This window comes from Flagellimonas onchidii (assembly GCF_004804315.1).
Classification (GTDB): Bacteria; Bacteroidota; Bacteroidia; order Flavobacteriales; family Flavobacteriaceae; genus Flagellimonas; species Flagellimonas onchidii.
This window is the reverse complement of record NZ_SRXX01000015.1, coordinates 63,797-83,582: the sequence shown is the minus strand read 5'-3', so window position 1 is coordinate 83,582 and position 19,786 is coordinate 63,797. Positions and strand designations below refer to the sequence as shown.

Sequence of the window (19,786 nt, the reverse complement as noted above, 5' to 3'; positions counted from 1 at the left end):
CTTTGAGAACACAAGTCAACTTTAAAAGTATTAACCAACTTGCAATTCCCGCTACCATTTCCGGTATTGCGGAACCCATTCTTTCCATTACCGACACCGCCATTGTCGGCAATATTCCGGTTGATGGATTAGAGTCGCTAGCCGCCGCTGGAATAGTGGGTTCGTTTTTGTCCATGCTCATTTGGGTTTTAGGGCAGACTCGTAGTTCCATTTCCGCCATAATTTCCCAATATTTGGGTGCCGGAAAATTGGAAGAAGTAAAAAACTTGCCCGCACAGGCCATTTTTTTCAATATCCTTTTGAGCCTTGTAATTTTGGTTTCTACCATCTTCATTATTGAGGAAATATTCAGCCTTTTTGAAGCCACCGGCAAAATATTGGAGTATTGTGTCTCTTACTATTCCATCAGAGTTTGGGGGTTCCCGTTAACACTGTTCACCTTTGCCATTTTTGGCATTTTCAGGGGGCTGCAGAACACTTTTTATCCCATGATAATTGCTGTAATTGGTGCGGTGCTCAATATTATATTGGATTTTATTCTGGTCTACGGTATTGAGGGTTTCATACCTGCCATGTATTTGGAAGGTGCCGCCTGGGCTAGCCTTATCTCCCAGGCCACCATGGCCATTTTGGTCTTTATCTTATTGCTGAAAAAAACGGACATAAGCCTAAAATTAGTGTTCCCCTTGAACAAAGAACTCAAGCGATTGATCTTTATGAGCCTGAATTTGTTTGTAAGGGCATTGGCCTTGAATGCAGCATTGATCATTGCGGTTCGTGAAGCAACGGCACTTGGCGACCGCTTTATTGGCGCCCATACCATAGCCATTAACCTTTGGTTATTTGCCGCATTTTTTATTGATGGTTATGGCGCTGCGGGTAACAGCATGGGAGGCAAATTGTTGGGTGCAAAAGATTACCAAGGGCTTTGGGAGCTGGCCAAGAAAATTATTACCTATGGCATGATCATCAGCGTGGTTTTGATGGCCTTTGGTTTTATATTTTATACCCCTGTCGGACGCATTTTTTCCAATGAACCTGTTGTTTTGAGTACTTTTTACGGAATCTTCTTTATTGTGATTCTCGGATTGCCCATGAACACCCTAGCCTTTGTTTTTGATGGTCTTTTTAAAGGATTGGGCGAAATGAAGTATTTGAGAAATGTGTTGCTCTCAGCCACATTTTTAGGTTTTATCCCAACTTTGTACCTAGGTAAATATTTGGGATGGGGATTTTATGCCATTTGGATTGCCTTTGTGGTCTGGATGATGATTCGTGGCCTGGCCTTGGTATGGAAATTTAGAAGAAAGTTCAAGCCCTTGGTGCAAAACCGTTAATTTAGTATTCTTGAGTTCAGAGTTCAGAGTTCAGAGTTCAGACAACTGACAACTGACAACTGACAACTGACAACTGACAACTGATAATTGATAATTGATAATTGATAATTGATAATTGATAATTGAAGCTAATGCCTACAGATAGGAAAAACGGAAGTCTTTATACTCAAATTGAAAATCGAATCGCAACAATTGAGTTCGGTCACCCTGCCAGTAATTCGTTTGTATCCGAATTGTTGGAACGTTTGGCCAATGAGTTTGACCAGTTATCAAAGAACAAGGAAGTTTCTGTTATTGTTCTTAAGTCTAAAGGAGAGCGTGCTTTCTGTGCCGGAGCATCTTTTGATGAGTTGGTAGCCATTTCAAATCTGGAAGAAGGGAAAGCTTTTTTTAGCGGTTTTGCCAACGTCATCAATGCCATGCGGACCTGTAGCAAACCCATTATTGGTCGTGTACAGGGCAAGGCGGTTGGTGGAGGCGTCGGACTGGCTTCTGCCTGTGATTATGTGTTCGCTACGGAGGCTGCATCTATCAAGTTATCCGAGATTTCCATTGGCATAGCCCCTTTGGTTATTGCTCCAGCAGTGGAAAGAAAAATTGGAAAAGCAGGTTTGGCAGAACTTGCACTCGCTCCCACTGAATGGAAAAATGCCTATTGGACCAAAGAAAAGGGTTTGTTCTCCAAAGTATTTGATTCCATTGCCGAAATGGACAAAGAACTGGATTTTCACACCCAAAAATTAGCCACTTATAATCCTGAGGCGCTTGCCGAAATGAAAAGGGTACTTTGGGAAGGTGCCGAACATTGGGACAAATTGTTAGTAGAACGAGCAGAGGCCTCTGGTCGACTTGCGTTATCACCCAATACTAAAAACGCTTTGGAAAAGTTTAAAAAGTAAACATCATGGATATTCTTTCTTTCTTAAATAGTGACATTGTTTTTCCATTATTGGCCCTTTTGGTCATTGTGGTTTATATAGTTACCCGAATTCGAAATCGAAGAAGATTCAAACGCTAGAGCGGTGGAGAAAATCAGAATCACCAAACAGTTCCATTTTGAGGCAGGCCATGCCCTGTACGGATACGATGGCAAATGCCGAAACGTACACGGGCATAGTTATAAGCTGTCGGTTACGGTTATTGGCACTCCCATTGCGGACTCATCTCAGGTAAAGTTAGGAATGGTGATTGATTTTGGTGATCTCAAAAAAATTGTAAATGAAGAGATTGTGGACATATTTGATCATGCCACCATCTTTAATAAAAACTCCCCACATGTGCAGCTTGCAAATCAATTGGCAGATAGTGGCCATAGCATTATTTTGGCAGATTACCAGCCCACCAGCGAGAACATGGTCATTGATTTTGTGGGAAAGATTCAAGCTCGTCTCCCCAAAAACATAAAATTGCATTCTATTAAACTTCAAGAAACCGATAGTTCTTATGCGGAATGGTATGCAGATGACAATTGAGCCCTTGCTCAATCCACAAGAGGTTATGCTTATCTTTACAGGCAAATGAAGAACATTACCATTCCATCGGGCAAGAAAGTCTATTTTGCCAGTGACAATCATCTGGGTGCACCTACCACCAAGGACAGTCTTCCTCGGGAAAAAAAGTTTGTGGCCTGGTTGGATTCTATTAAGGAAGACGCTGCGGCCATATTTTTGATGGGCGACCTGTTTGACTTTTGGTTTGAATACAAAACCGTGGTCCCAAAAGGTTTTACTAGAACCTTGGGCAAGCTTGCCGAGCTCTCTGATATGAGCATTCAAATCACTTATTTTGTTGGCAATCATGATTTGTGGATGAACGGTTATTTTGAAGAAGAGCTCAATATTCCAGTGTATCATGAACCTCAACAATACCTTATTAACGGCACATCATTCTTTTTAGGTCATGGTGATGGGTTAGGCCCTGGTGACAAGGGCTTTAAACGGATGAAGAAAGTTTTTACCAATCCGTTTGCCAAATGGTTGTTTAAATGGCTGCACCCTGACCTTGGGGTAAGATTGGCGCAACATCTTTCGGTCAATAACAAAATTATCTCTGGCGATGCAGATGCCTCTTTTCTTGGGGAAGACAAAGAGTGGTTGATTCTATATGCCAAACGAAAGCTGGAAACACAGCATTATGACCATTTTATCTTTGGACATCGTCATCTCCCTATGGAAATCAAACTCAACGAAAAATCAACCTATACCAACTTAGGAGATTGGATTTCCTACTTCACCTATGCGGTCTTTGATGGGGAAAAATTGTCCTTAGAAAAGTTGGAAGATTAAGATATTTGATAGGACACAGTAACGTGTCATTAAAATTGATACAAATGAGTTTCCTAAAAGCTGAATGGAGAAAGCTTGCAATCGCAAATTATTCAATAGAAAAAGACCTTTTGACAGAATTTATTCCTGTTGGAACTGAACTTGACTTATGGAAAGATATATGTTATGTCAGTTTGGTCGGTTTTATGTTCAAAAACACAAAGCTATTAGGGTTTAAGATACCTTACCATGCTGACTTTGAAGAAGTAAATTTGCGGTTTTATGTTAAGAGATTCGAAAACAATGAATGGAAACGAGGCGTTGTTTTTATTAAAGAAATTGTGCCTAAAAGAGCATTAACTTTTGTTGCCAATACTGTTTATAACGAAAATTATGAAACTATGCCAATGTCTCACAACTGGAGCGAGAATGAAAATGAAAGAATAGTGGAGTACAATTGGGGGGAAAATAGAAAAGAGAATAGTTTCAAAGTAACGGCAAGTAAAGAAAGTTATGAAATAGCGCCTGAAAGTGAGACAGAGTTTATTACGGAACATTATTGGGGTTATGCAAAAGTGAACAATGAAAAATCAAACGAATATGAAGTGATACACCCAAGATGGAATATCTACAAAGTAAAAAATTATGTCATTAATGTGAATTTTGATAAGGTTTATGGAAAAAAGTTCGCCTTTTTAAACTCGTTGAATCCAGAATCTGTAATGCTTGCTGAAGGTTCGGAAATAACAGTTGAAAATAAAAAAACTATAAAAGCAAAGCTTTCAAAACAGCCGTAACCAATCTATGAAAGGAGTAAAGCTTTATATTGTCACATAGCCATCTGCCTACCGAAATCAAACTGAATGAAAAGTTCTTTAGTCATTTCGAAGCAGCTTGCGACTAAGAAATCTACAAATTTGGATTAAAACAAGATTTCTCAATCGACGCTTTTGCATCTTCGTTTCGAAATGACATTTTTAGATTATGCTTCATTCTCATGCTCCTCAATATCTTTTTGAAGGTCTAAACGTCTAAATTTAGGCGAGACAATGGCAGTTGTTCCCGCAGTCAACAAAGTCATACATCCTCCAAAAACCACGGCGGGAACTGTGCCTAAAAGCTTTGCGGCCACTCCGCTTTCAAAAGCACCCAATTCGTTAGATGACCCAACAAAAATGGAGTTTACAGAAGCCACACGTCCTCTCATATTATCCGGGGTCTTCAATTGTAAAATAGTCTGACGTATGATCATGGAAACACCATCCACAGCTCCACTCAAAAACAAAGCTGCCACAGAGATCCAAAACCAAGTGGAGATTCCAAAAACTATAATACAGATTCCAAATCCGAACACCGCCCACAATAATTTTTTACCTGCTTTTTTGTGCAAAGGAAATCTGGTCGACCCCAACATGGTGATTGAGGCACCTACGGCCGGAGCCGCCCTTAATATTCCAAAGCCTTCAGCACCCACATTTAAAATGTCCTGTGCATAAATGGGCAACAATGCCACCGCTCCGCCAAACAAAACAGCAATCATATCCAAAGTCAAGGCCCCTAAAATGGCATTGTTGTTAAAAACAAATCGCAGTCCATCTTTCAGACTTTTTAAAACGGGTTCCCCAATATTGGGGTTGAGGATGGGCTTTCTTGCAATCTGAAGAAGAAATATCAAGGCTAGTATCGAAAACCCAAAAATGACGCACATGGACCAGTGAACCCCAATCCAACTGATCAAAAAACCTGCAAAAGCCGGCCCAACAACAGCAGCCAATTGCCAGGTAGAGCTGCTCCATGTAGCAGCATTGGGGTAAATTTTCTTGGGGACTATCTGAGCAATCAACGAAAACACGGTAGGACCGATAAATGCCCGGACCAATCCTCCCAAAAACACCAAAAAGTAAATGATGTACAAAATGTTCCTAGGGTCTTGGGATACTTCAAAATCAGGGTCGCTGACCAAAAAAAGTCCTAGACTTATCACGGAAAATCCCAAAATGCATTTGATCAATAGGTTTCGCTTCTCGCTCTGATCCACAATATGACCTGCAAAAAGGGCTGTCAATACTGCGGGAATAATTTCCATGAGACCAATCAACGCCAAATTCCATGGATCTTTGGTCATGGAGTATACCTGCCATTCAATGACAATGAACTGCATGCTCCACGCAAATACCATCGCAAAGCGAACCACCAAAAAGATGTTGAATTCCTTAAATCGAAGTGCCGCGTAGGGATCCATAAATGGCTTTAAAGCGTCAAAGGTACTCTTATGACAGAATCTTTTTATAGATTCATACTCTTAATTAAAAAACCATCCATGAAAACCTTGACCATTTCCTTTTGTATTATTGTTTGCAGCTTTTTTTTGATGTTGAGTTGCGAGTCAAATAAAAATCCCGATGCAGCAAAAGAGGAATGGATTTCCTTATTTAACGGTAAAGATTTAAATGGGTGGACACCCAAAGTAAGGGGGTTTGTTTTAGGAGAAAACTATAAAAATACCTTTCGGGTAAAGGATAGTATTCTTAAGGTCACTTATCAAGAGTATGATTCTTTTGACAGCAAATTTGCCCACCTCTTCTATAAGAAAAAGTTCTCCTATTATAAACTAAAGGCCAAATACAGAATGGTAGGTGAACAAGTGGAAGGTGGTCCAGGCTGGGCCTTTGCCAACAACGGATTTATGTTACACTGTCAGGACCCAAAGACCATGACGTTGGACCAATCTTTTCCCATGTCTTTTGAATTTCAGCTTTTAGCGGGAAGAGATGAAGGCGAACGCCCTACTGGAAATCTGTGCACACCAGGATGCCATGTTCACATGGACGGAAAACTTGTAGAAGACCATTGTATCCCCGATACCAAAGGAGCTACCTACCCTAGGGAAAAATGGGTAAACATCGAAGCTTTGGTGCTGGGAGATTCCATTGTTCATCATATTATTGAGGGTGATACCGTAATTACATATACCAAACCTGTCGTTGGAGGCCATTTAGATGGTCTGAATAAAGAACTTTTTAAAGACGGCACTCCCATTACGGAGGGCTATATCGCTATTCAAGGAGAAAGCCATGATACCGAATTTAAGTCCATCGAGGTTTTGGATTTATGTGGATGTATGGATAAGAAGGCCAAAAATTACAAATCGTACTATATAAAGAACGATGCTAAAACTTGCATCTACGAATGACTTACGTTCGTATGAAAGGAATGGCTATTTTAATATGAATCTTGAACAAGAAAATTTAAGTCAGTTTGAGTGATTTTGTTGGCTGAGCGACGTCGAAGTCAAAAATCGTATCGAAAACAAGTAAATTTTTCAGCTAAAAGAACTTCTCGATACATCCCGAAACAAGTTCGGGATACTCGAAGTGACTTTTCAACTCTTATCTAAAACTCACCTTATTTTATGTCCCTGAGTCTGAGTTGAAGGCTGACCTGTCCGTTCCATTCGTTTTCATCCAAGGAAAAGGCAGCATCGAAAGTATTCCTGTTTTTGATTTTATCCACCTTCTTTCCCAAACCAAAACCTATTGCTCCAATGGGTGATGAGCCATTTTGGGACACTGAGAGCTTCAAATGCTTGCCGTCCTCTCCTACGGTTTTGCCGTAACCGGTATCATTTAGTCGTTCGGCCATAAAAATTGGAGTCATGTTCCCTGGCCCAAAAGGAGCAAATTGTTTTAGGATTCGCATCAATTTTGGAGTGATTTGATCCAAAGCGATTTTTGCATTTATGGATAATTCGGGTTCTAGTAGATTAGTGTCTATAGATTCGGATACCACTTTTTCAAATTGCTGTTTGAAGTTTTCATATTGTTCCTCCAAAAGGGTCAGTCCAGCTGCGTATTTGTGTCCTCCAAATTGTTCCAAACAATCCGAGCACTTTTCTAGGGCATTGTACACATCAAATCCCTTAACGGACCTTGCCGATGCAGCCAACTTATTACCACTTTTTGTAAATACCAAGGTGGGTCGATAATAGGTTTCTGTTAATCTAGATGCCACAATACCAATCACCCCCTTATGCCAGTTTTCATTATAAACTACCGAAGTAAACTTATCTTCCTCGCCATTTTCTTGGATTTGCTTTAAGGCTTCCTCTGTTATCGCTTTATCTAAATTTTTTCTATCGGCATTAAACTGCTCGATTTCCGAAGCAAAATGTTGAGCGATAGTTAAATCCGTTTCTTTCAGAAGATTGACGGCATGCTGCCCATGCTTCATTCTACCAGCCGCATTGATTCGGGGTGCGATGATAAAAACAACATCGGTTATGGTCAGTTCCTTCTTTTTGATTTGATCGATAATAGCCTTAAATCCAATTCGGGGATTAGTGTTAATCACCTTCAATCCATGATAGGCCAACACCCTATTCTCACCTGTTATGGGAACAATGTCCGCTCCAATGGCCGTGGCCACCAAATCCAAATAAGAAACAAGGTCCTCAATGGTTTTTCCTTTTCTTGAAGCTAAAGCTTGTATAAGTTTGAAACCAACTCCGCAACCGCAAAGTTCATCATACGGATAGCTACAATTTTCCCTTTTTGGGTCTAAAATTGCTACAGCTTCGGGTAGAATATCTCCGGGTCTATGGTGATCACAAATAATAAAATCAATACCCTTTTCTTTGGCATATGTCACCTGTTCAATGGCTTTAACTCCACAGTCCAAAGCAATGATCAAGGAGCAATCATTGTCAGAAGCGTAATCAATTCCTTGAATGGATACGCCGTAACCTTCCGTATAACGGTCTGGGATATAGGTGGCGACATTAGGATAATCTTCCTGTAGAAATGAGGACAACAAGGCTACCGCTGTGGTGCCATCCACATCATAATCGCCATAAACCAAAATGTTCTCGTTATTGGAAATGGCTTTTTCAATCCGCTCAACAGCCTTTTCCATATCACGCATCAGAAATGGGTCGTGCAGATCGGATAATTGCGGTCGGAAGAATTGTTTGGCTTCTTCGTAGGTTGAAATGCCTCGCTGCAATAGTAAATGGGCAATCAACGCATCAACGTTCAGTTCTTTAGATAATCGTTCATTTTCTGTGGGGTTAGATTTGGGTTTTATGGTCCAACGCATTGTTTTTTTGATTTGGATGAACGTCAGTTCGAGTGTTTTGAGCTGGGTTTGGGACAAAGACCAGTCAAAAAGTATCGAGAACAAGTTATTGAAATTTCTTTTTGCTCAAATTGGAGAGTTCACCGTAATTTCTTCTGATTAAAGCCTCTTTTTTTGACCTTGACCATTTTTTCAATTGTTTCTCCCATTCAATCGCTATTCTGATATCACTAAATTCAGCATAATAAACCAACTCAATCGGCCGTCTGGAAAACGTATAGCTAGTAACATGTTTTCCAATTTCATGTTCCAGTATTCTCTTTTCCAAATTAGAAGTGACTCCCGTGTAATAGGTTTGGTCGGAGCATTTTAAAATGTAGACATAAGATTTTTTCATTTTTGACCTCAATGCCTTCTCGATACAATTCTGACTTCATCAGAATCACTCGAAGTGACGTTACAAATTTTCTATGATTTGATCTTGAGGCTGAAAATGTTTTTAAATGTAAGATTATTTATGTTCCCTTGTACTTATATTTAAATTTTGAACCTAAGTTTCGTTTCAGCTTGAACATACTTCGAATAAAAAGTACCCTAAGAGCTATTCTCTTAAACGAATTCGGTTTTTGTAGACCTCCTTTCCATTCGCCATCACTTTTAAGTAGTACCGCTTTTTAGGCAAGTACGACAAGTCGTAGGTAAAAAGGCCTTGTTTGAGGTTGTGATAGACATGGGTTTCCAGAATTTTTGACTCATCTTCCTGGTCCACGATCAACATCTTCACCTCCGCTTCCGCATTATTGAAATAGTCCAGGGTTAGTGGCCCTTTGGTACGTGACGGGAACATGGAGACAAAAGGTTCGTCATCCAATTTATAAGTTTCTTTGGACTTGACCACAAAGTTGAGGTTCAAATTTTTACCGAAATCAGGCTTGAACTGTTTTAACGCTCTACCAAGGGTATCCAAAAGCTTGATGTTACCGCTACCTTCCCGAGCCATAAACCAAAATTCCAGACCATTATTTCCGGTGTCATCCACATTAAAACGATAGCTTCCTTCTGTCAATTTGATGGTATCCCTATGGATGGTATTTTCCTTGAGCTCCGTGCTGTCTTTTTTAAAGATTTTCTGTCCAGAGATATCTTCAATAAAATAACTGTTCTGCCCTGGTTTTTTATTGGTTTTAAAATAGACCACTAGGTCTTCAGGAAAAACCAAAGGTTTTTTATAGATAGAGGTTCCCACATTATCGCCCCCGAAAGCATCTCTTTTACCATTAGGTCGTTTTATACTCACCTGAAATGTTCCTTCTTTCTCGGAATAAATAGGTTCTGGCAAGGCAATCAACGCATTGCTATTGAAGGGAATGTTTCCTTCCCATTTAAATACTTTGGGTTTTTCTCCTTCCAATCCATAGGTAATGGTCATTTTTTTCAAGGGTTCGCTACCGTTGTTCTTTACTTGAATCAATGGTAGCCCTCCAGTTGGGTTTTCCCTGCTATGCACTGGTTTTGTAGAAGGTTTTATGATGTCGATAAGCTCCACGTCGTTCTTTGCATTGATGTTTCCGTATTCAATTACGTAAGCGGAAATCAACTCATTGGCACTTGGTTTTTCAATTTCATAAGGTTCCATGTTGACATCCACGGTAAACGGAGTACTTTTTTGGGTGTTTATAAGCACCTCATCGGGTTGCACCAAATATCCCGGACACCAATTGGCACGGTCAAAAATCCATGTCCCTGCTTGTGGATATAATGGATTGTCCCCGCAGGCCATCCAAAGATCTTTGTGGTCAACAATAGCTCCGTTAAACACAATATCGCGGTACTTGCTGCAAAACTCGCCGCAGCCATCGGCATCCATGCCATGCCCTGTTTGATGAATCTTTACTTTGGAAAAAGCAGTGTTCGGACCAGTGGTCAGGGAAACTTTGCTCAATTGTTCTTCAATGGGTTTCTCTTTGTTTCCATAGGCATAACTACCATCGTATATTTTGTGCACGGCCAAAGGTTCCGCTACGGGTGTCCCAAAGGTGAATTCAAAATCAACGGTTACCTTCCAGCCTCGGGTTTTGTTGTCCTCATAGCCGGTGTGAATATAATCTACCTCAGCCTCTCCTCTTAAAATAGGACTGAAATCGGTCACGTCCACCTCCCATTCGAATCTCCAATCTTTTTGAAAAAAGCCACCATAAGGGGTCAGCATTCGGGCAACCTCGTAGGTGGTGTCGCTTCCTTTAGGGGTTACCTTAATATGGTCCACATAATCCCAATCAGCGCAGCGCATTCCATCTTTATCGGGGCATTCAAAAGTCAACAAGAGTTTGATTTTTCGTATCTGCTTGTCCTTCGATGGGAACTCGACATTTTTTTTATAGCTGTTGGACCCTTTGCTCGGGTCTGTAACTATGATTTCTTCGTTGTGTGATATTACGTGCGAAACTTGTTGTGCCTGACCTTTAAAACTAATCGCAAGGCCCAACAGCAAAAAGGGAACTATGTGCTTCATTAAAGCTTTTTATTTGTTGAAGTATATTTTAATATCTATTTCGGCAAATCTTCTGAACATTTCCATGACCCCGCAGTATTTTTCCACAGAAAGGTCCACTGCCCGGGTAAGCTTTGCTTCATTCAAATTTGAGCCATGAAAATGATATTCAACAGTGACCTTATCATAGTACTTTGGGTGCTCATCGGTCAAATTGGCAATGGTTTCTATGGAAAAATCATCCACCTCCAATTTCATTTTTTTAATCAAGGAAGCTACGTCCAATCCAGAGCATCCTGCAAGGCCAGCCAACATCAATGCTTTGGGTCTGTAACCAGAGCCTTCGCCCCCATCATCGGGCCCGGCATCTATCTTTAAATTATGTCCCGACGGATTGTTACTTTCAAAGGCCATTCCGCCCAACCATTTAGTAGTAATATGATTTGTCATGAAGTCAAATTTTTGTTTCTTGTAGCTTTCAAAAATACGATTAAAACCACACTTATGGCATTAGTAAAACCCCTGAACCCGAACCACGATATTGAGACCAAAAAACTTGCTGAATTCTTTAATGAAACCCTAGGGTTCTGCCCCAATTCGGTATTGACCATGCAACACCGACCAGCCATTTCAAAAGCTTTCATTAACCTGAACAAGGCGGTTATGGCCAATGAGGGAAGGGTGACCTCGGCTCTTAAGCGAATGATTGCCTGGGTAAGCAGCAATGCCACCGGATGTCGCTATTGCCAAGCACATGCTATCCGAGCTGCGGAACGCTACGGCGCTGAGCAAGAACAATTGGACAATATTTGGGAGTACCGAACCCACCCTGCTTTTTCGGAAGCGGAACGTGCCGCTTTGGACTTTTCATTGGCCGCCTCTCAAGTACCCAATACGGTTGACGCAAAAATCAAAACGCGTTTGTACGAACACTGGAACGAAGGCGAAATTGTGGAAATGCTCGGGGTAATCTCCTTGTTTGGATATCTGAACCGCTGGAACGACTCCATGGGAACTTCCATTGAAGATGGTGCCGTGGAAAGTGCTGAGCAATATTTAGGAGGCATTGGTTGGCAAAAAGGGAAGCACGACGGGAGTAAATACTGATATCGGAAATCTGACCTCTGATGTCTGATGTCTGATGTCTGATGTCTGATGTCTGATGTCTGATGTCTGATGTCTGATGTCTGAAAGTACGATTTCTTGACCTACATCAACTTTTATTGTTGAGCTATGACTGAACTTTGTCTCAATCGAAAAAACGAACAGTTATGGCAAGCTTAATCGTCACCTCAGAGAACCAAATTCAGCGTCTCAACCATATTATCAACAAGGTAAAAGAGCTCCAAACTTTGGATGCTTCGCAATTGACCACTCCTCCCCACGCAAAATCATGGAATGTGGTCGAGGTCTTGGAACATTTGAACATTGCCTACGGTATCTATATGCCCAGATTGGATGAGGCCTTTACCAAAATGCCGACGGTTGACTCCGGCGCTTCGGAATTCAAGGCCCGGGCATGGCAAAAATTTGTGATTGCAGGACAACGTCCCAAAAATGGGGTGCGAAAATGGAAAATGAAAACCCTAAAACGTTTTGAACCTTTGTTGGACAAACAGTCGTTGACCCAAGAAAAAATAGATGCCATTTTTGAAACCTTTTTTACGCGACATGCCCATTTAAAAGAGGCCATTCTTAAAAGTAGAAACAAAGATGTACGCCAGATAAAGATTATCTCGGCCATTGGCCCTATTGTGAACTTTTATTTGCCGGAGTGTTTTGAGTTTTTGCTCTGCCATTTGGAACGACATATGGTACAGATTGATGAGATTTTGGGGTAACATAATTGCTGACTTTAACCGGTAAATATTTTCAATAATATTAGTTTAGGTTTTTAACAGGGCACTTATCGGTTAATATAAGCGGCTGTTTTAATGCTATTTTATCTATTGTTAAGGTGTGTGTGTTGTTCATTCAAGGATAAATTTTCGGTGACAAATGACACCCAAAGATTGATACTTTTTCGTGCAAGTTCCTTTAAATCATATTTGTTAAAGTCTGCAACCACAATCATCCGCCATTCATTGCTATTCGTCATTTTGTGAAGTGGTTGATATTCTCTAATAATCGTGAAATCGTTATCGACACTTGCCTGAGTTATATCGAAGTGTTTAGTGCCATTACAGATATCTCGACAGATTTGTAGCTCTATATTTTCATTAATGAAGCCATAAACAACTTTGCTGTCAATTTTGGCATCATTAATTAACCAATCTTTAAGGTGAAAAATGCTCTGGAAGCAAACAAATAAAATATCATGCTGATAGTCAATGTTAGGAGCATTAAAATCCCAAGGTTGTGTTTTTTCGAACCTTGAGTACCATCTCATCATTCGGTCAAATTGTCCAATCCAACCTCCATCTCGATGTATGCTCGGCAACATTTTTCCTGCTCCCATAATGCTCTATTTAATACTCCCTAGCGTCAAGCTAAAAATCGTTTCAATTATTCTTTATCATCAATAAGTGAAGTTACCCATTTTTGCCTTAAAAATCCCCCATTTTATTTTAAGCAGTATCTTTGAAGTGCGAAACACATCTTTTTAGCCTAACGCCATAACCTCTTTTACGTCTTAAATAGATGATATTGGATAGGCAAATGGGTGCAAGTCCCTAGACCGTTCAAGGCGTAGCTTTGATGTGTTTCGCGGTGACCTATCCTTTTTTATTAATCTATTTAATCACTTTCTTATGCGAAACACAGAAGGTTCCAAGCAATGCCCGCATTGTAATGCGCCCATGGCTACGAGTGATACACGGCACGTATCAAAACTTACTCCTGCGCAGCTAAAATTGTTGCGCTATGTAGATGACCTTGATGGTCCTGATCGGGTAAAGGCCCTTAAATGGGTGCACGATGTTGCGCTTTACGAATCTAAAGAACCCTTGTTTGAAGTTGAAAAAGAGGCGCTATACCAGATTAAAGTGCTTTGGCAGCTTATTGAAGAAACTTTAAGGTAGGTTGTCACACTGAGCCTGTCGAAGTGTGCTTAGAATTAAAACATCCTTCGACAAGCTCAGGATGACATGCGGGAAAGGAATGTTTTGGATTATTTTTGAGAAAAATATCCTTCCTAAATGGATGATGAAACTTTCCTTCGCCTTAAGGCATTTTTTCCTCAAGTCGCTTTGACCGAACAAGAAGAGATTCACTTTAAATTGCTTTGGTCCATAAAGACTTTTAATCAATACGACCTTATCACCGAAGCAGGGAATATTGAACGCTATTTTTATTTTGTGCTTGAAGGGGTGCAGGCTATTTATATTTTAAATGAAAAGGGAGAGAAAGTGGTGCTGGGCTTTTCCTATTCGGGAAGTCCATCCGGAGCGTTTGATTCGTTTATCAAAAAACAACCTTCGGATACTTTTCTGGAGGCTTTGAAGCCTTCCAAAATGTTGGCCATTTCATATGAAGATTATCAAAGCTTATTTGAAAAACACCAGGAATTTTATGTTTGGGGGCATGAGTTTTTTCAAAAGATATTGTTTGGAAGATTACACAGAGAAGTTGAGCTGTTGACCTTATCCGCAGAGCAACGGTATAAGACCTTTATGCAACGCTGCCCTGATGAATTAAAGGTAATTCCACAAAAATATTTGGCGTCCTACCTCAATATGAAACCCGAAACATTTAGCCGCTTGCGGTCCTGTACTTCCTATTAAAGATTTAACTGTTTGGCAATCTGTTTTTGAAGCTTTGGAATGATTTCCGTTTCAAACCAAGGATTTTTGCTCAACCAAAATCGGTTTCTTGGAGAGGGATGCGGCAATACAAAATACTCAGGAGCGTAGTTGCCATAATTTCGAACAGTTTCTGTCAGGTTTCTTTCCATTCGATTTCCTAAATAATAGCGTTGGGAATATTGCCCTATTAAAATGGTCAGTTCTATACTTGTTAATTTTTCCAACAGCAGTTTATGCCATTGTGGGGCACATTCAGGTCGGGGAGGTAAATCTCCCGACTTTCCTTTTCCAGGATAACAAAACCCCATGGGCATTTGGGCAATTTTGGTTTCGTCATAAAAGGTTTCGTCGGTCACGCCCATCCATTTTCTGAGTTGTTTGCCACTTTGGTCGTCCCATGGAATACCAGTTTCGTGCACTTTGGTTCCGGGAGCGTGACCAATAATCAGAATTTTGGCAGCCGGGTGTGCAGCCACAATAGGTCGTGGGCCTAAAGGAAGGTGCGTTGCGCACACTTCACAGTTTCGAATATTGGAGAGGAGTTGTTTCATATAATCAGATGAAATTTACAAAAACGAGAAACACCCCAACAAAGCGTCGGGGCATTTCGTTACACAACCTGTCATGAAAACCCTAGTTGTAGGTATTCTTAAGCTTGCTCCAATTGGTGTTGGCAGTGCTTACCAATTTTTTGTGATTGTTCTCTGCCAACCAAAGCTGCTGTGCATCCAACTCCAAATTGTAGAGGTACAAAAAGTACTTGCCATCCTTCACTATGAATTTATTCGGGTCTGGTCTAAACTTGGCTCCAGCATACACTCCGAAGGCACAGAAACCACCATATTGAGGCAAATATTTGCTTGGGTTCTTGTCAAACGTCTTCTTCTGTTCCGCATCGGTAAAGTAATACACCACCTTGTTATGCTCAGATTTATGCTCTTTCAGTCCTTTTTGGGCAATTCCCAAATCCAAATACGATACAGGGCTGTATCCTTGAAGGGCTATGTTACTGTTGTCAATATTGTTTGCTTTTTTATCCTGTGCAAAGCCAATTGAGCTTACCGCCAAAGCAAAAAGGATTACCGTTGTTTTAATTGAATATTTCATTGTTCTGTTTTTTAATACTTATTTACATGCTGTTTTATAATTCTTCTTGTGTTGCACTTAGGGAAACCACGGTAAAAACTACTGCTGCGTTTATCCAATAATAGTGCGCGTCCAACCCTTGAAACCCAAGGGCAAAGGGGATTACCATAAAGGCTATCGCCACTGCCAAATCGATGGTCAAATGACCCTGAAATGGAATGGTACGAAGTGCTCCCAGTTTATAATCCGTTAAGGCACTTACCACCAAAACCGCTGTTCCCGTTATTACCGATATCCACAGGGCCAAACTGTTGGTTCCACCGAGCCCGAGTAAAAAGGGCGCCAAAATCAAACCGACTCCGGCTGAATAATCGGCCACGCCGTGTAGTGTTGGAGATATACATCTGAACTTCATTACTGTGCATTAAAGTATTCTTCCTGTACTACCTCGCCGTTGTCATTCCAGATACGTCGAATGATCTCGTGCCAGTAAATTTTACTGTCGTCCTTCATGTTGAAATCGAAAGTGAATTCTGAAGCAGATACATTTCCATCCACAATAGTGTGATGATGGGTAATGCCATTCACTTGGGCAATTGCTCCTGCAAAACCCTCCATTTTTTCAACCATTTGTTGTTTGTTGATCGTTGCTACACCATTGTAATCGGATGTGGTTGCCTCCTCGGCAAAATATTGCTTTACTGCATCCACAATAGCTCCTTGGGCAACAATACCGTCCATTTCTGTGGCTAATGATTTAATATCCATTACTGTTATTTTTTAATGATTAAACAAATTTTAGTTTGTAATTACATTGCAAATTTCAGCACGGAATGGCCGTTATGGCCTACAAAAAAGACGCTAAGAATTGTACTTTTTGATTCGGTAATCAGAAGGAGTTCTTCCTGTGTAATTTTTAAAAAAATGGGAGAAATGGTTGGCTTCCTCAAAGCCCAATGCAAAGGCTATTTCTTTTATGGGAGCATCTTGGTCCAGCATTTTTTTTGAAGTGAAAATCAATTCGTTTCGAATCAGTTGACCCAAGGAAGCATTCATTTTTGCCCTTGTTTTTTTGGAAAGTGCTTTTACCGAGAGATTCATTTTGTCTGCATAAAAGCCGAGGGAACGCTGTTCGGTATGGTATGTCTTCAGCAGTTCAATGAGGTTTTGGGTAAAGGTATCCCTGTTCTCATAATCAAAATCGTTCCGAAATTCGGAGGGAGTCATTCCCGTGGTGTTCTTAAACACCCTATTAAAATAAGCTGGGTCTTTATAACCAGTTTCATAAGAAACCTCCTGAATACTCTTATCGGTAAAAACGATTTTTTTCTTGCCCTCCATCAACCTTTTGTTGGATATCAAATTTTTGATGGATAAGCCAATTTTATTCTTGACCAAAGTTTGGGCTTCATACCCATTTTCGGTCATTAACTGGGTAAGGTCGTTGTTGTTGAAATTGCCGTAGTAGTTTTCATCAATAATGTCCTTGACATCAAAAATGATTTGATATTCTTGCTTGTTAGCCTTGAACGGGTTTTGCCAGTACCATTGCCTAGAGGAGATATCGATGATTTCGGAAGTGTTGTCTGAAAATACGGTGTTGGACAAGTATCTTTTGCATTCCGCACATTCATTAAAGTTGATGTAACCCAACGAAATCAAATGTTTAAAGAGTACACGGACCTCCTTCTTTTCAAAAATGGTCTTGTTCGGGAATTCTATTTTTTGAACCACAAAATCATCTGAAAAGAATTTGATATACTGTCCCTTTTCCAAATAAATGGCCTTGTCTTGCCAATCGTTATAGTTTTTAAAATCAACCTGAATGGTTCCCGATCCTGAAATAATATGAAGTAGGGTATACTTGTTGATAAAGTACACCTTGTTCAGTTCTGGATGTAATTTTTCTACCACTTTGGCCTTTGGTTGTTGCCAAAATCAGTCGGAAATAAGGCGGTTTACTAACAGTTTACCCCTTTCCTCCTACTACAATAACAAACTCACCTTTAGGTGGTTTTGCCGTAAAATGTTCCAAGACCTCTGCAAGGGTTCCCCTAACTGTTTCCTCGTACATTTTGGTCAATTCACGTGAAACCGAAACGGGTCTATCAGCTCCAAAATATTCTACAAATTGGGTCAGGGTTTTGATCAATTTATGTGGGGATTCATAAAAAACCATGGTTCGTGATTCTTCAGCCAGCATTTGCATTCTTGTCTGACGACCTTTTTTAATAGGCAAAAATCCTTCAAAAACAAAGCGGTCATTTGGGAGTCCACTGTTCACCAAAGCGGGCACAAAAGCTGTGGCCCCGGGCAAGCACTCCACTTCTATCCCATTTTGAACGCAGGCACGGGTGAGTAAAAATCCAGGGTCTGAAATTGCTGGGGTCCCAGCATCAGAAATCAGGGCCAATGTAGCTCCTCCCTTTAATCTTTGGATTGTTGCATCGAGCTGTTTATGCTCATTGTGCATGTGGTGGCTTTGCAAAGGTGTGGCAATTTCAAAATGCTTGAGAAGCTTTCCGCTGGTGCGGGTATCTTCAGCCAAAATCAAATCTACCTCTTTTAAGACCTTAATGGCCCTAAGCGTAACGTCCTCTAAATTTCCAATAGGAGTTGGAACCAAAAACAGTTTTCCCATGGGCCAAAGTTACGGCCTTACTTGCTTTCCTGTAAAATAAGAGACCAAAACAAAAACAAGTGCCATCGCGGCTCCGCCTTGACTTCCATCACCTATCATATAGTGAGCAAAAAAGGCTAGTACGGTATTAAAAAAGAATCCGGCATAAGCCCATTCTTTTAACCACTTTGAGAAATTGCCCCAAATGGCCACCAAGCCCAAAAGCTTTGCAATCCCCAAGGGATAGATAAGATAGGTGGGGTAGCCCATCGCCTCATAGAACCCGGCAATGGCTTCATGGTTAAAAAAGTAATTGTAGACGGAAAAGCACATTAAAGCAGTGAGCAATCCCGTGGACAGCCAAAAGGCAATCTTTTTAATCTTCATGTTGATGTTTTTAGGATGTGTTCCTAAAAGTATAAAAAGTAAATGGAAAACGGTTTAAACAAATCTGCGTTCGATCAAAGCTATAAAACGTTCTTCGTACTGCTGCTTACCCTCCCAGTTGTTATATTCAGGCTTTACCATATTGTTGATGAACGATATAGAGCGCTCCTCGGTATCAATCGTATTCAATTGGGAAATCACGCGATTGTAGTCGTTCATGTCATCATCGAACAGATGTTTCACAAATGCGAGCCTGTCGTTAAGCCCAACTTTTAAATCCTTAACAAAAGTGTCGTTTACAGATTTAGGTCCTGCGTTTTTTTCGACCGGAGCAAGAATCTCTTTTTCGTTCTTGATGATCTCAGGTTTTGCCACAAACTCGGTAAATACTTGTTCCAATGCAGCATCGGCAGGCATTTCGGAAACCATATCCTTGATGGTATCCATTCCAGGTGTTATAATGTCATCTTCGTGTGGATTGCTTTCTGGCACGGCAATGTTTCCGCTGAGCACGGCATTGGCCATTTTTTCAAATCTTGTGGCGATTACATTTTTGGAAACGTCCACCTCCACATCACTTAACTTTTCATCAATAAATTTGAGTACGGCCAATTTCTCATAAATTTCCTTCGCACTGTCATAAAGCTCTGTCAACTCCTTATCCTCTCTTGACGTAATGATGTCTGTCGAGAGCTTTATCAATTCTTCCCTTAATTTCCTGATCATCGCTTTAAATCTTTCTTATAAAAATAAAACCTATTTGAATATTTCTGTACGAATAAAAG

Annotated in this window: 24 protein-coding genes; 10 read left to right on the top strand and 14 right to left on the bottom strand. The window is 40.5% G+C overall.

Translation table 11 applies throughout. From position 1 onward, the window contains the following. The first annotated feature begins 2 nt into the window (after window positions 1-2). The 5 genes from E4661_RS15170 to E4661_RS15150 all read left to right on the top strand — a co-directional run bounded on the left by E4661_RS15170 (window position 3) and on the right by E4661_RS15150 (window position 4,398). On the top strand, window positions 3-1,337 hold the full coding sequence (locus tag E4661_RS15170; RefSeq protein WP_136468308.1) for an MATE family efflux transporter: 1,335 nt from the start codon (window positions 3-5) through the stop codon (window positions 1,335-1,337). Between the two features lie 131 nt (window positions 1,338-1,468). After that, window positions 1,469-2,236 (top strand): enoyl-CoA hydratase/isomerase family protein, encoded by a 768-nt coding sequence (locus E4661_RS15165; protein WP_136468307.1) that lies wholly within the window; start codon window positions 1,469-1,471, stop codon window positions 2,234-2,236. Window positions 2,237-2,359: 123 nt separating this feature from the next. Continuing rightward, window positions 2,360-2,809 carry a 6-pyruvoyl trahydropterin synthase family protein gene (locus E4661_RS15160; RefSeq protein WP_136468306.1) on the top strand — a complete coding sequence of 150 codons (450 nt, stop codon included), beginning with the start codon at window positions 2,360-2,362 and terminating at the stop codon, window positions 2,807-2,809. A 45-nt stretch (window positions 2,810-2,854) separates the two neighbouring features. Continuing rightward, window positions 2,855-3,622, top strand: a complete 768-nt coding sequence (locus E4661_RS15155) for a UDP-2,3-diacylglucosamine diphosphatase (RefSeq protein ID WP_136468305.1) — start codon at window positions 2,855-2,857, stop codon at window positions 3,620-3,622. A 44-nt stretch (window positions 3,623-3,666) separates the two neighbouring features. Next, entirely contained in the window at window positions 3,667-4,398 is a 732-nt protein-coding gene (locus E4661_RS15150) for a YqjF family protein (protein WP_136468304.1), read from the top strand. Window positions 4,399-4,583: 185 nt separating this feature from the next. Here the strand turns inward: E4661_RS15150 and E4661_RS15145 are convergent, their stop codons facing one another. Further along, on the bottom strand, window positions 4,584-5,843 hold the full coding sequence (locus E4661_RS15145) for an MFS transporter (RefSeq protein WP_136468303.1): 1,260 nt from the start codon (window positions 5,841-5,843) through the stop codon (window positions 4,584-4,586). Window positions 5,844-5,921: 78 nt separating this feature from the next. Here E4661_RS15145 and E4661_RS15140 point away from each other — a divergent pair, with 78 nt between their 5' ends. Next, entirely contained in the window at window positions 5,922-6,794 is an 873-nt protein-coding gene (locus E4661_RS15140) for a 3-keto-disaccharide hydrolase (RefSeq protein ID WP_136468302.1), read from the top strand. 212 nt (window positions 6,795-7,006) lie between these two features. Here the strand turns inward: E4661_RS15140 and recJ are convergent, their stop codons facing one another. From recJ to E4661_RS15120, 4 genes are all read right to left on the bottom strand, one after another. Continuing rightward, the gene (gene recJ / locus E4661_RS15135) at window positions 7,007-8,695 is read right to left on the bottom strand and encodes a single-stranded-DNA-specific exonuclease RecJ (RefSeq protein WP_136468301.1); all 1,689 of its coding nucleotides are present in this window, start codon (window positions 8,693-8,695) and stop codon (window positions 7,007-7,009) included. 85 nt (window positions 8,696-8,780) lie between these two features. Then, entirely contained in the window at window positions 8,781-9,071 is a 291-nt protein-coding gene (locus tag E4661_RS15130; protein WP_136468300.1) for a GIY-YIG nuclease family protein, read from the bottom strand. Between the two features lie 204 nt (window positions 9,072-9,275). Continuing rightward, window positions 9,276-11,186: a peptide-N-glycosidase F-related protein gene (locus E4661_RS15125; protein WP_136468299.1), complete on the bottom strand. Its 1,911-nt coding sequence runs from the start codon at window positions 11,184-11,186 to the stop codon at window positions 9,276-9,278. Between the two features lie 9 nt (window positions 11,187-11,195). Further along, entirely contained in the window at window positions 11,196-11,615 is a 420-nt protein-coding gene (locus E4661_RS15120; RefSeq protein ID WP_136468298.1) for an OsmC family protein, read from the bottom strand. Window positions 11,616-11,669: 54 nt separating this feature from the next. On the opposite strand from E4661_RS15120, the gene E4661_RS15115 reads away from it, so the two are divergent. Both E4661_RS15115 and E4661_RS15110 read left to right on the top strand, forming a co-directional pair. Beyond that, window positions 11,670-12,272: a carboxymuconolactone decarboxylase family protein gene (locus tag E4661_RS15115; protein WP_136468297.1), complete on the top strand. Its 603-nt coding sequence runs from the start codon at window positions 11,670-11,672 to the stop codon at window positions 12,270-12,272. Window positions 12,273-12,436: 164 nt separating this feature from the next. Beyond that, window positions 12,437-13,006, top strand: coding sequence for a DinB family protein (locus tag E4661_RS15110; protein WP_136468296.1), 570 nt, complete (start codon window positions 12,437-12,439; stop codon window positions 13,004-13,006). Between the two features lie 101 nt (window positions 13,007-13,107). Here E4661_RS15110 and E4661_RS15105 read toward each other — a convergent pair whose 3' ends face one another. Beyond that, window positions 13,108-13,623 (bottom strand): hypothetical protein, encoded by a 516-nt coding sequence (locus E4661_RS15105; protein WP_136468295.1) that lies wholly within the window; start codon window positions 13,621-13,623, stop codon window positions 13,108-13,110. A gap of 292 nt (window positions 13,624-13,915) precedes the next feature. On the opposite strand from E4661_RS15105, the gene E4661_RS15100 reads away from it, so the two are divergent. Together E4661_RS15100 and E4661_RS15095 are read left to right on the top strand one after the other, a co-directional pair. After that, window positions 13,916-14,185: a hypothetical protein gene (locus tag E4661_RS15100; protein ID WP_136468294.1), complete on the top strand. Its 270-nt coding sequence runs from the start codon at window positions 13,916-13,918 to the stop codon at window positions 14,183-14,185. 117 nt (window positions 14,186-14,302) lie between these two features. Beyond that, entirely contained in the window at window positions 14,303-14,887 is a 585-nt protein-coding gene (locus E4661_RS15095; protein WP_136468293.1) for a Crp/Fnr family transcriptional regulator, read from the top strand. Here the strand turns inward: E4661_RS15095 and E4661_RS15090 are convergent. The 8 genes from E4661_RS15090 to E4661_RS15055 form a co-directional block, all read right to left on the bottom strand. Beyond that, window positions 14,884-15,459, bottom strand: coding sequence for a uracil-DNA glycosylase family protein (locus E4661_RS15090; RefSeq protein ID WP_136468292.1), 576 nt, complete (start codon window positions 15,457-15,459; stop codon window positions 14,884-14,886). The two genes, E4661_RS15095 and E4661_RS15090, sit on opposite strands and share 4 nt — an antisense overlap. An 82-nt stretch (window positions 15,460-15,541) precedes the next feature. Further along, the gene (locus E4661_RS15085) at window positions 15,542-16,015 is read right to left on the bottom strand and encodes a YHS domain-containing (seleno)protein (RefSeq protein WP_136468291.1); all 474 of its coding nucleotides are present in this window, start codon (window positions 16,013-16,015) and stop codon (window positions 15,542-15,544) included. Window positions 16,016-16,049: 34 nt separating this feature from the next. Then, window positions 16,050-16,409 carry an SPW repeat domain-containing protein gene (locus E4661_RS15080; RefSeq protein WP_136468290.1) on the bottom strand — a complete coding sequence of 120 codons (360 nt, stop codon included), beginning with the start codon at window positions 16,407-16,409 and terminating at the stop codon, window positions 16,050-16,052. Beyond that, entirely contained in the window at window positions 16,409-16,762 is a 354-nt protein-coding gene (locus E4661_RS15075; RefSeq protein WP_136468289.1) for a hypothetical protein, read from the bottom strand. The genes E4661_RS15080 and E4661_RS15075 overlap by 1 nt, the downstream gene beginning before the upstream one ends. Before the next feature lie 93 nt (window positions 16,763-16,855). After that, the gene (locus E4661_RS15070) at window positions 16,856-17,908 is read right to left on the bottom strand and encodes a helix-turn-helix domain-containing protein (protein WP_136468288.1); all 1,053 of its coding nucleotides are present in this window, start codon (window positions 17,906-17,908) and stop codon (window positions 16,856-16,858) included. Window positions 17,909-17,963: 55 nt separating this feature from the next. Beyond that, on the bottom strand, window positions 17,964-18,635 hold the full coding sequence (gene rsmI / locus E4661_RS15065; RefSeq protein ID WP_136468287.1) for a 16S rRNA (cytidine(1402)-2'-O)-methyltransferase: 672 nt from the start codon (window positions 18,633-18,635) through the stop codon (window positions 17,964-17,966). Window positions 18,636-18,644: 9 nt separating this feature from the next. Continuing rightward, window positions 18,645-19,001, bottom strand: a complete 357-nt coding sequence (locus tag E4661_RS15060) for a DoxX family protein (protein WP_136468286.1) — start codon at window positions 18,999-19,001, stop codon at window positions 18,645-18,647. 54 nt (window positions 19,002-19,055) lie between these two features. Further along, on the bottom strand, window positions 19,056-19,727 hold the full coding sequence (locus E4661_RS15055; RefSeq protein WP_136468285.1) for a hypothetical protein: 672 nt from the start codon (window positions 19,725-19,727) through the stop codon (window positions 19,056-19,058). Window positions 19,728-19,786 lie beyond the last annotated feature (59 nt).

What these genes read in the sequence shown, in the direction of transcription:
- E4661_RS15165 (WP_136468307.1), top strand. Translation starts at nt 1,469, where the DNA reads ATGCCTACAGATAGGAAAAACGGAAGTCTTTATACTCAAATTGAAAAT.
- E4661_RS15155 (WP_136468305.1), top strand. Translation starts at nt 2,855, where the DNA reads ATGAAGAACATTACCATTCCATCGGGCAAGAAAGTCTATTTTGCCAGT.
- E4661_RS15150 (WP_136468304.1), top strand. Translation starts at nt 3,667, where the DNA reads ATGAGTTTCCTAAAAGCTGAATGGAGAAAGCTTGCAATCGCAAATTAT.
- E4661_RS15145 (WP_136468303.1), bottom strand. Translation starts at nt 5,843, where the DNA reads ATGGATCCCTACGCGGCACTTCGATTTAAGGAATTCAACATCTTTTTG.
- E4661_RS15140 (WP_136468302.1), top strand. Translation starts at nt 5,922, where the DNA reads ATGAAAACCTTGACCATTTCCTTTTGTATTATTGTTTGCAGCTTTTTT.
- recJ (WP_136468301.1), bottom strand. Translation starts at nt 8,695, where the DNA reads ATGCGTTGGACCATAAAACCCAAATCTAACCCCACAGAAAATGAACGA.
- E4661_RS15130 (WP_136468300.1), bottom strand. Translation starts at nt 9,071, where the DNA reads ATGAAAAAATCTTATGTCTACATTTTAAAATGCTCCGACCAAACCTAT.
- E4661_RS15125 (WP_136468299.1), bottom strand. Translation starts at nt 11,186, where the DNA reads ATGAAGCACATAGTTCCCTTTTTGCTGTTGGGCCTTGCGATTAGTTTT.
- E4661_RS15120 (WP_136468298.1), bottom strand. Translation starts at nt 11,615, where the DNA reads ATGACAAATCATATTACTACTAAATGGTTGGGCGGAATGGCCTTTGAA.
- E4661_RS15115 (WP_136468297.1), top strand. Translation starts at nt 11,670, where the DNA reads ATGGCATTAGTAAAACCCCTGAACCCGAACCACGATATTGAGACCAAA.
- E4661_RS15110 (WP_136468296.1), top strand. Translation starts at nt 12,437, where the DNA reads ATGGCAAGCTTAATCGTCACCTCAGAGAACCAAATTCAGCGTCTCAAC.
- E4661_RS15105 (WP_136468295.1), bottom strand. Translation starts at nt 13,623, where the DNA reads ATGGGAGCAGGAAAAATGTTGCCGAGCATACATCGAGATGGAGGTTGG.
- E4661_RS15100 (WP_136468294.1), top strand. Translation starts at nt 13,916, where the DNA reads ATGCGAAACACAGAAGGTTCCAAGCAATGCCCGCATTGTAATGCGCCC.
- E4661_RS15095 (WP_136468293.1), top strand. Translation starts at nt 14,303, where the DNA reads ATGGATGATGAAACTTTCCTTCGCCTTAAGGCATTTTTTCCTCAAGTC.
- E4661_RS15090 (WP_136468292.1), bottom strand. Translation starts at nt 15,459, where the DNA reads ATGAAACAACTCCTCTCCAATATTCGAAACTGTGAAGTGTGCGCAACG.
- E4661_RS15085 (WP_136468291.1), bottom strand. Translation starts at nt 16,015, where the DNA reads ATGAAATATTCAATTAAAACAACGGTAATCCTTTTTGCTTTGGCGGTA.
- E4661_RS15080 (WP_136468290.1), bottom strand. Translation starts at nt 16,409, where the DNA reads ATGAAGTTCAGATGTATATCTCCAACACTACACGGCGTGGCCGATTAT.
- E4661_RS15075 (WP_136468289.1), bottom strand. Translation starts at nt 16,762, where the DNA reads ATGGATATTAAATCATTAGCCACAGAAATGGACGGTATTGTTGCCCAA.
- rsmI (WP_136468287.1), bottom strand. Translation starts at nt 18,635, where the DNA reads ATGGGAAAACTGTTTTTGGTTCCAACTCCTATTGGAAATTTAGAGGAC.
- E4661_RS15060 (WP_136468286.1), bottom strand. Translation starts at nt 19,001, where the DNA reads ATGAAGATTAAAAAGATTGCCTTTTGGCTGTCCACGGGATTGCTCACT.
- E4661_RS15055 (WP_136468285.1), bottom strand. Translation starts at nt 19,727, where the DNA reads ATGATCAGGAAATTAAGGGAAGAATTGATAAAGCTCTCGACAGACATC.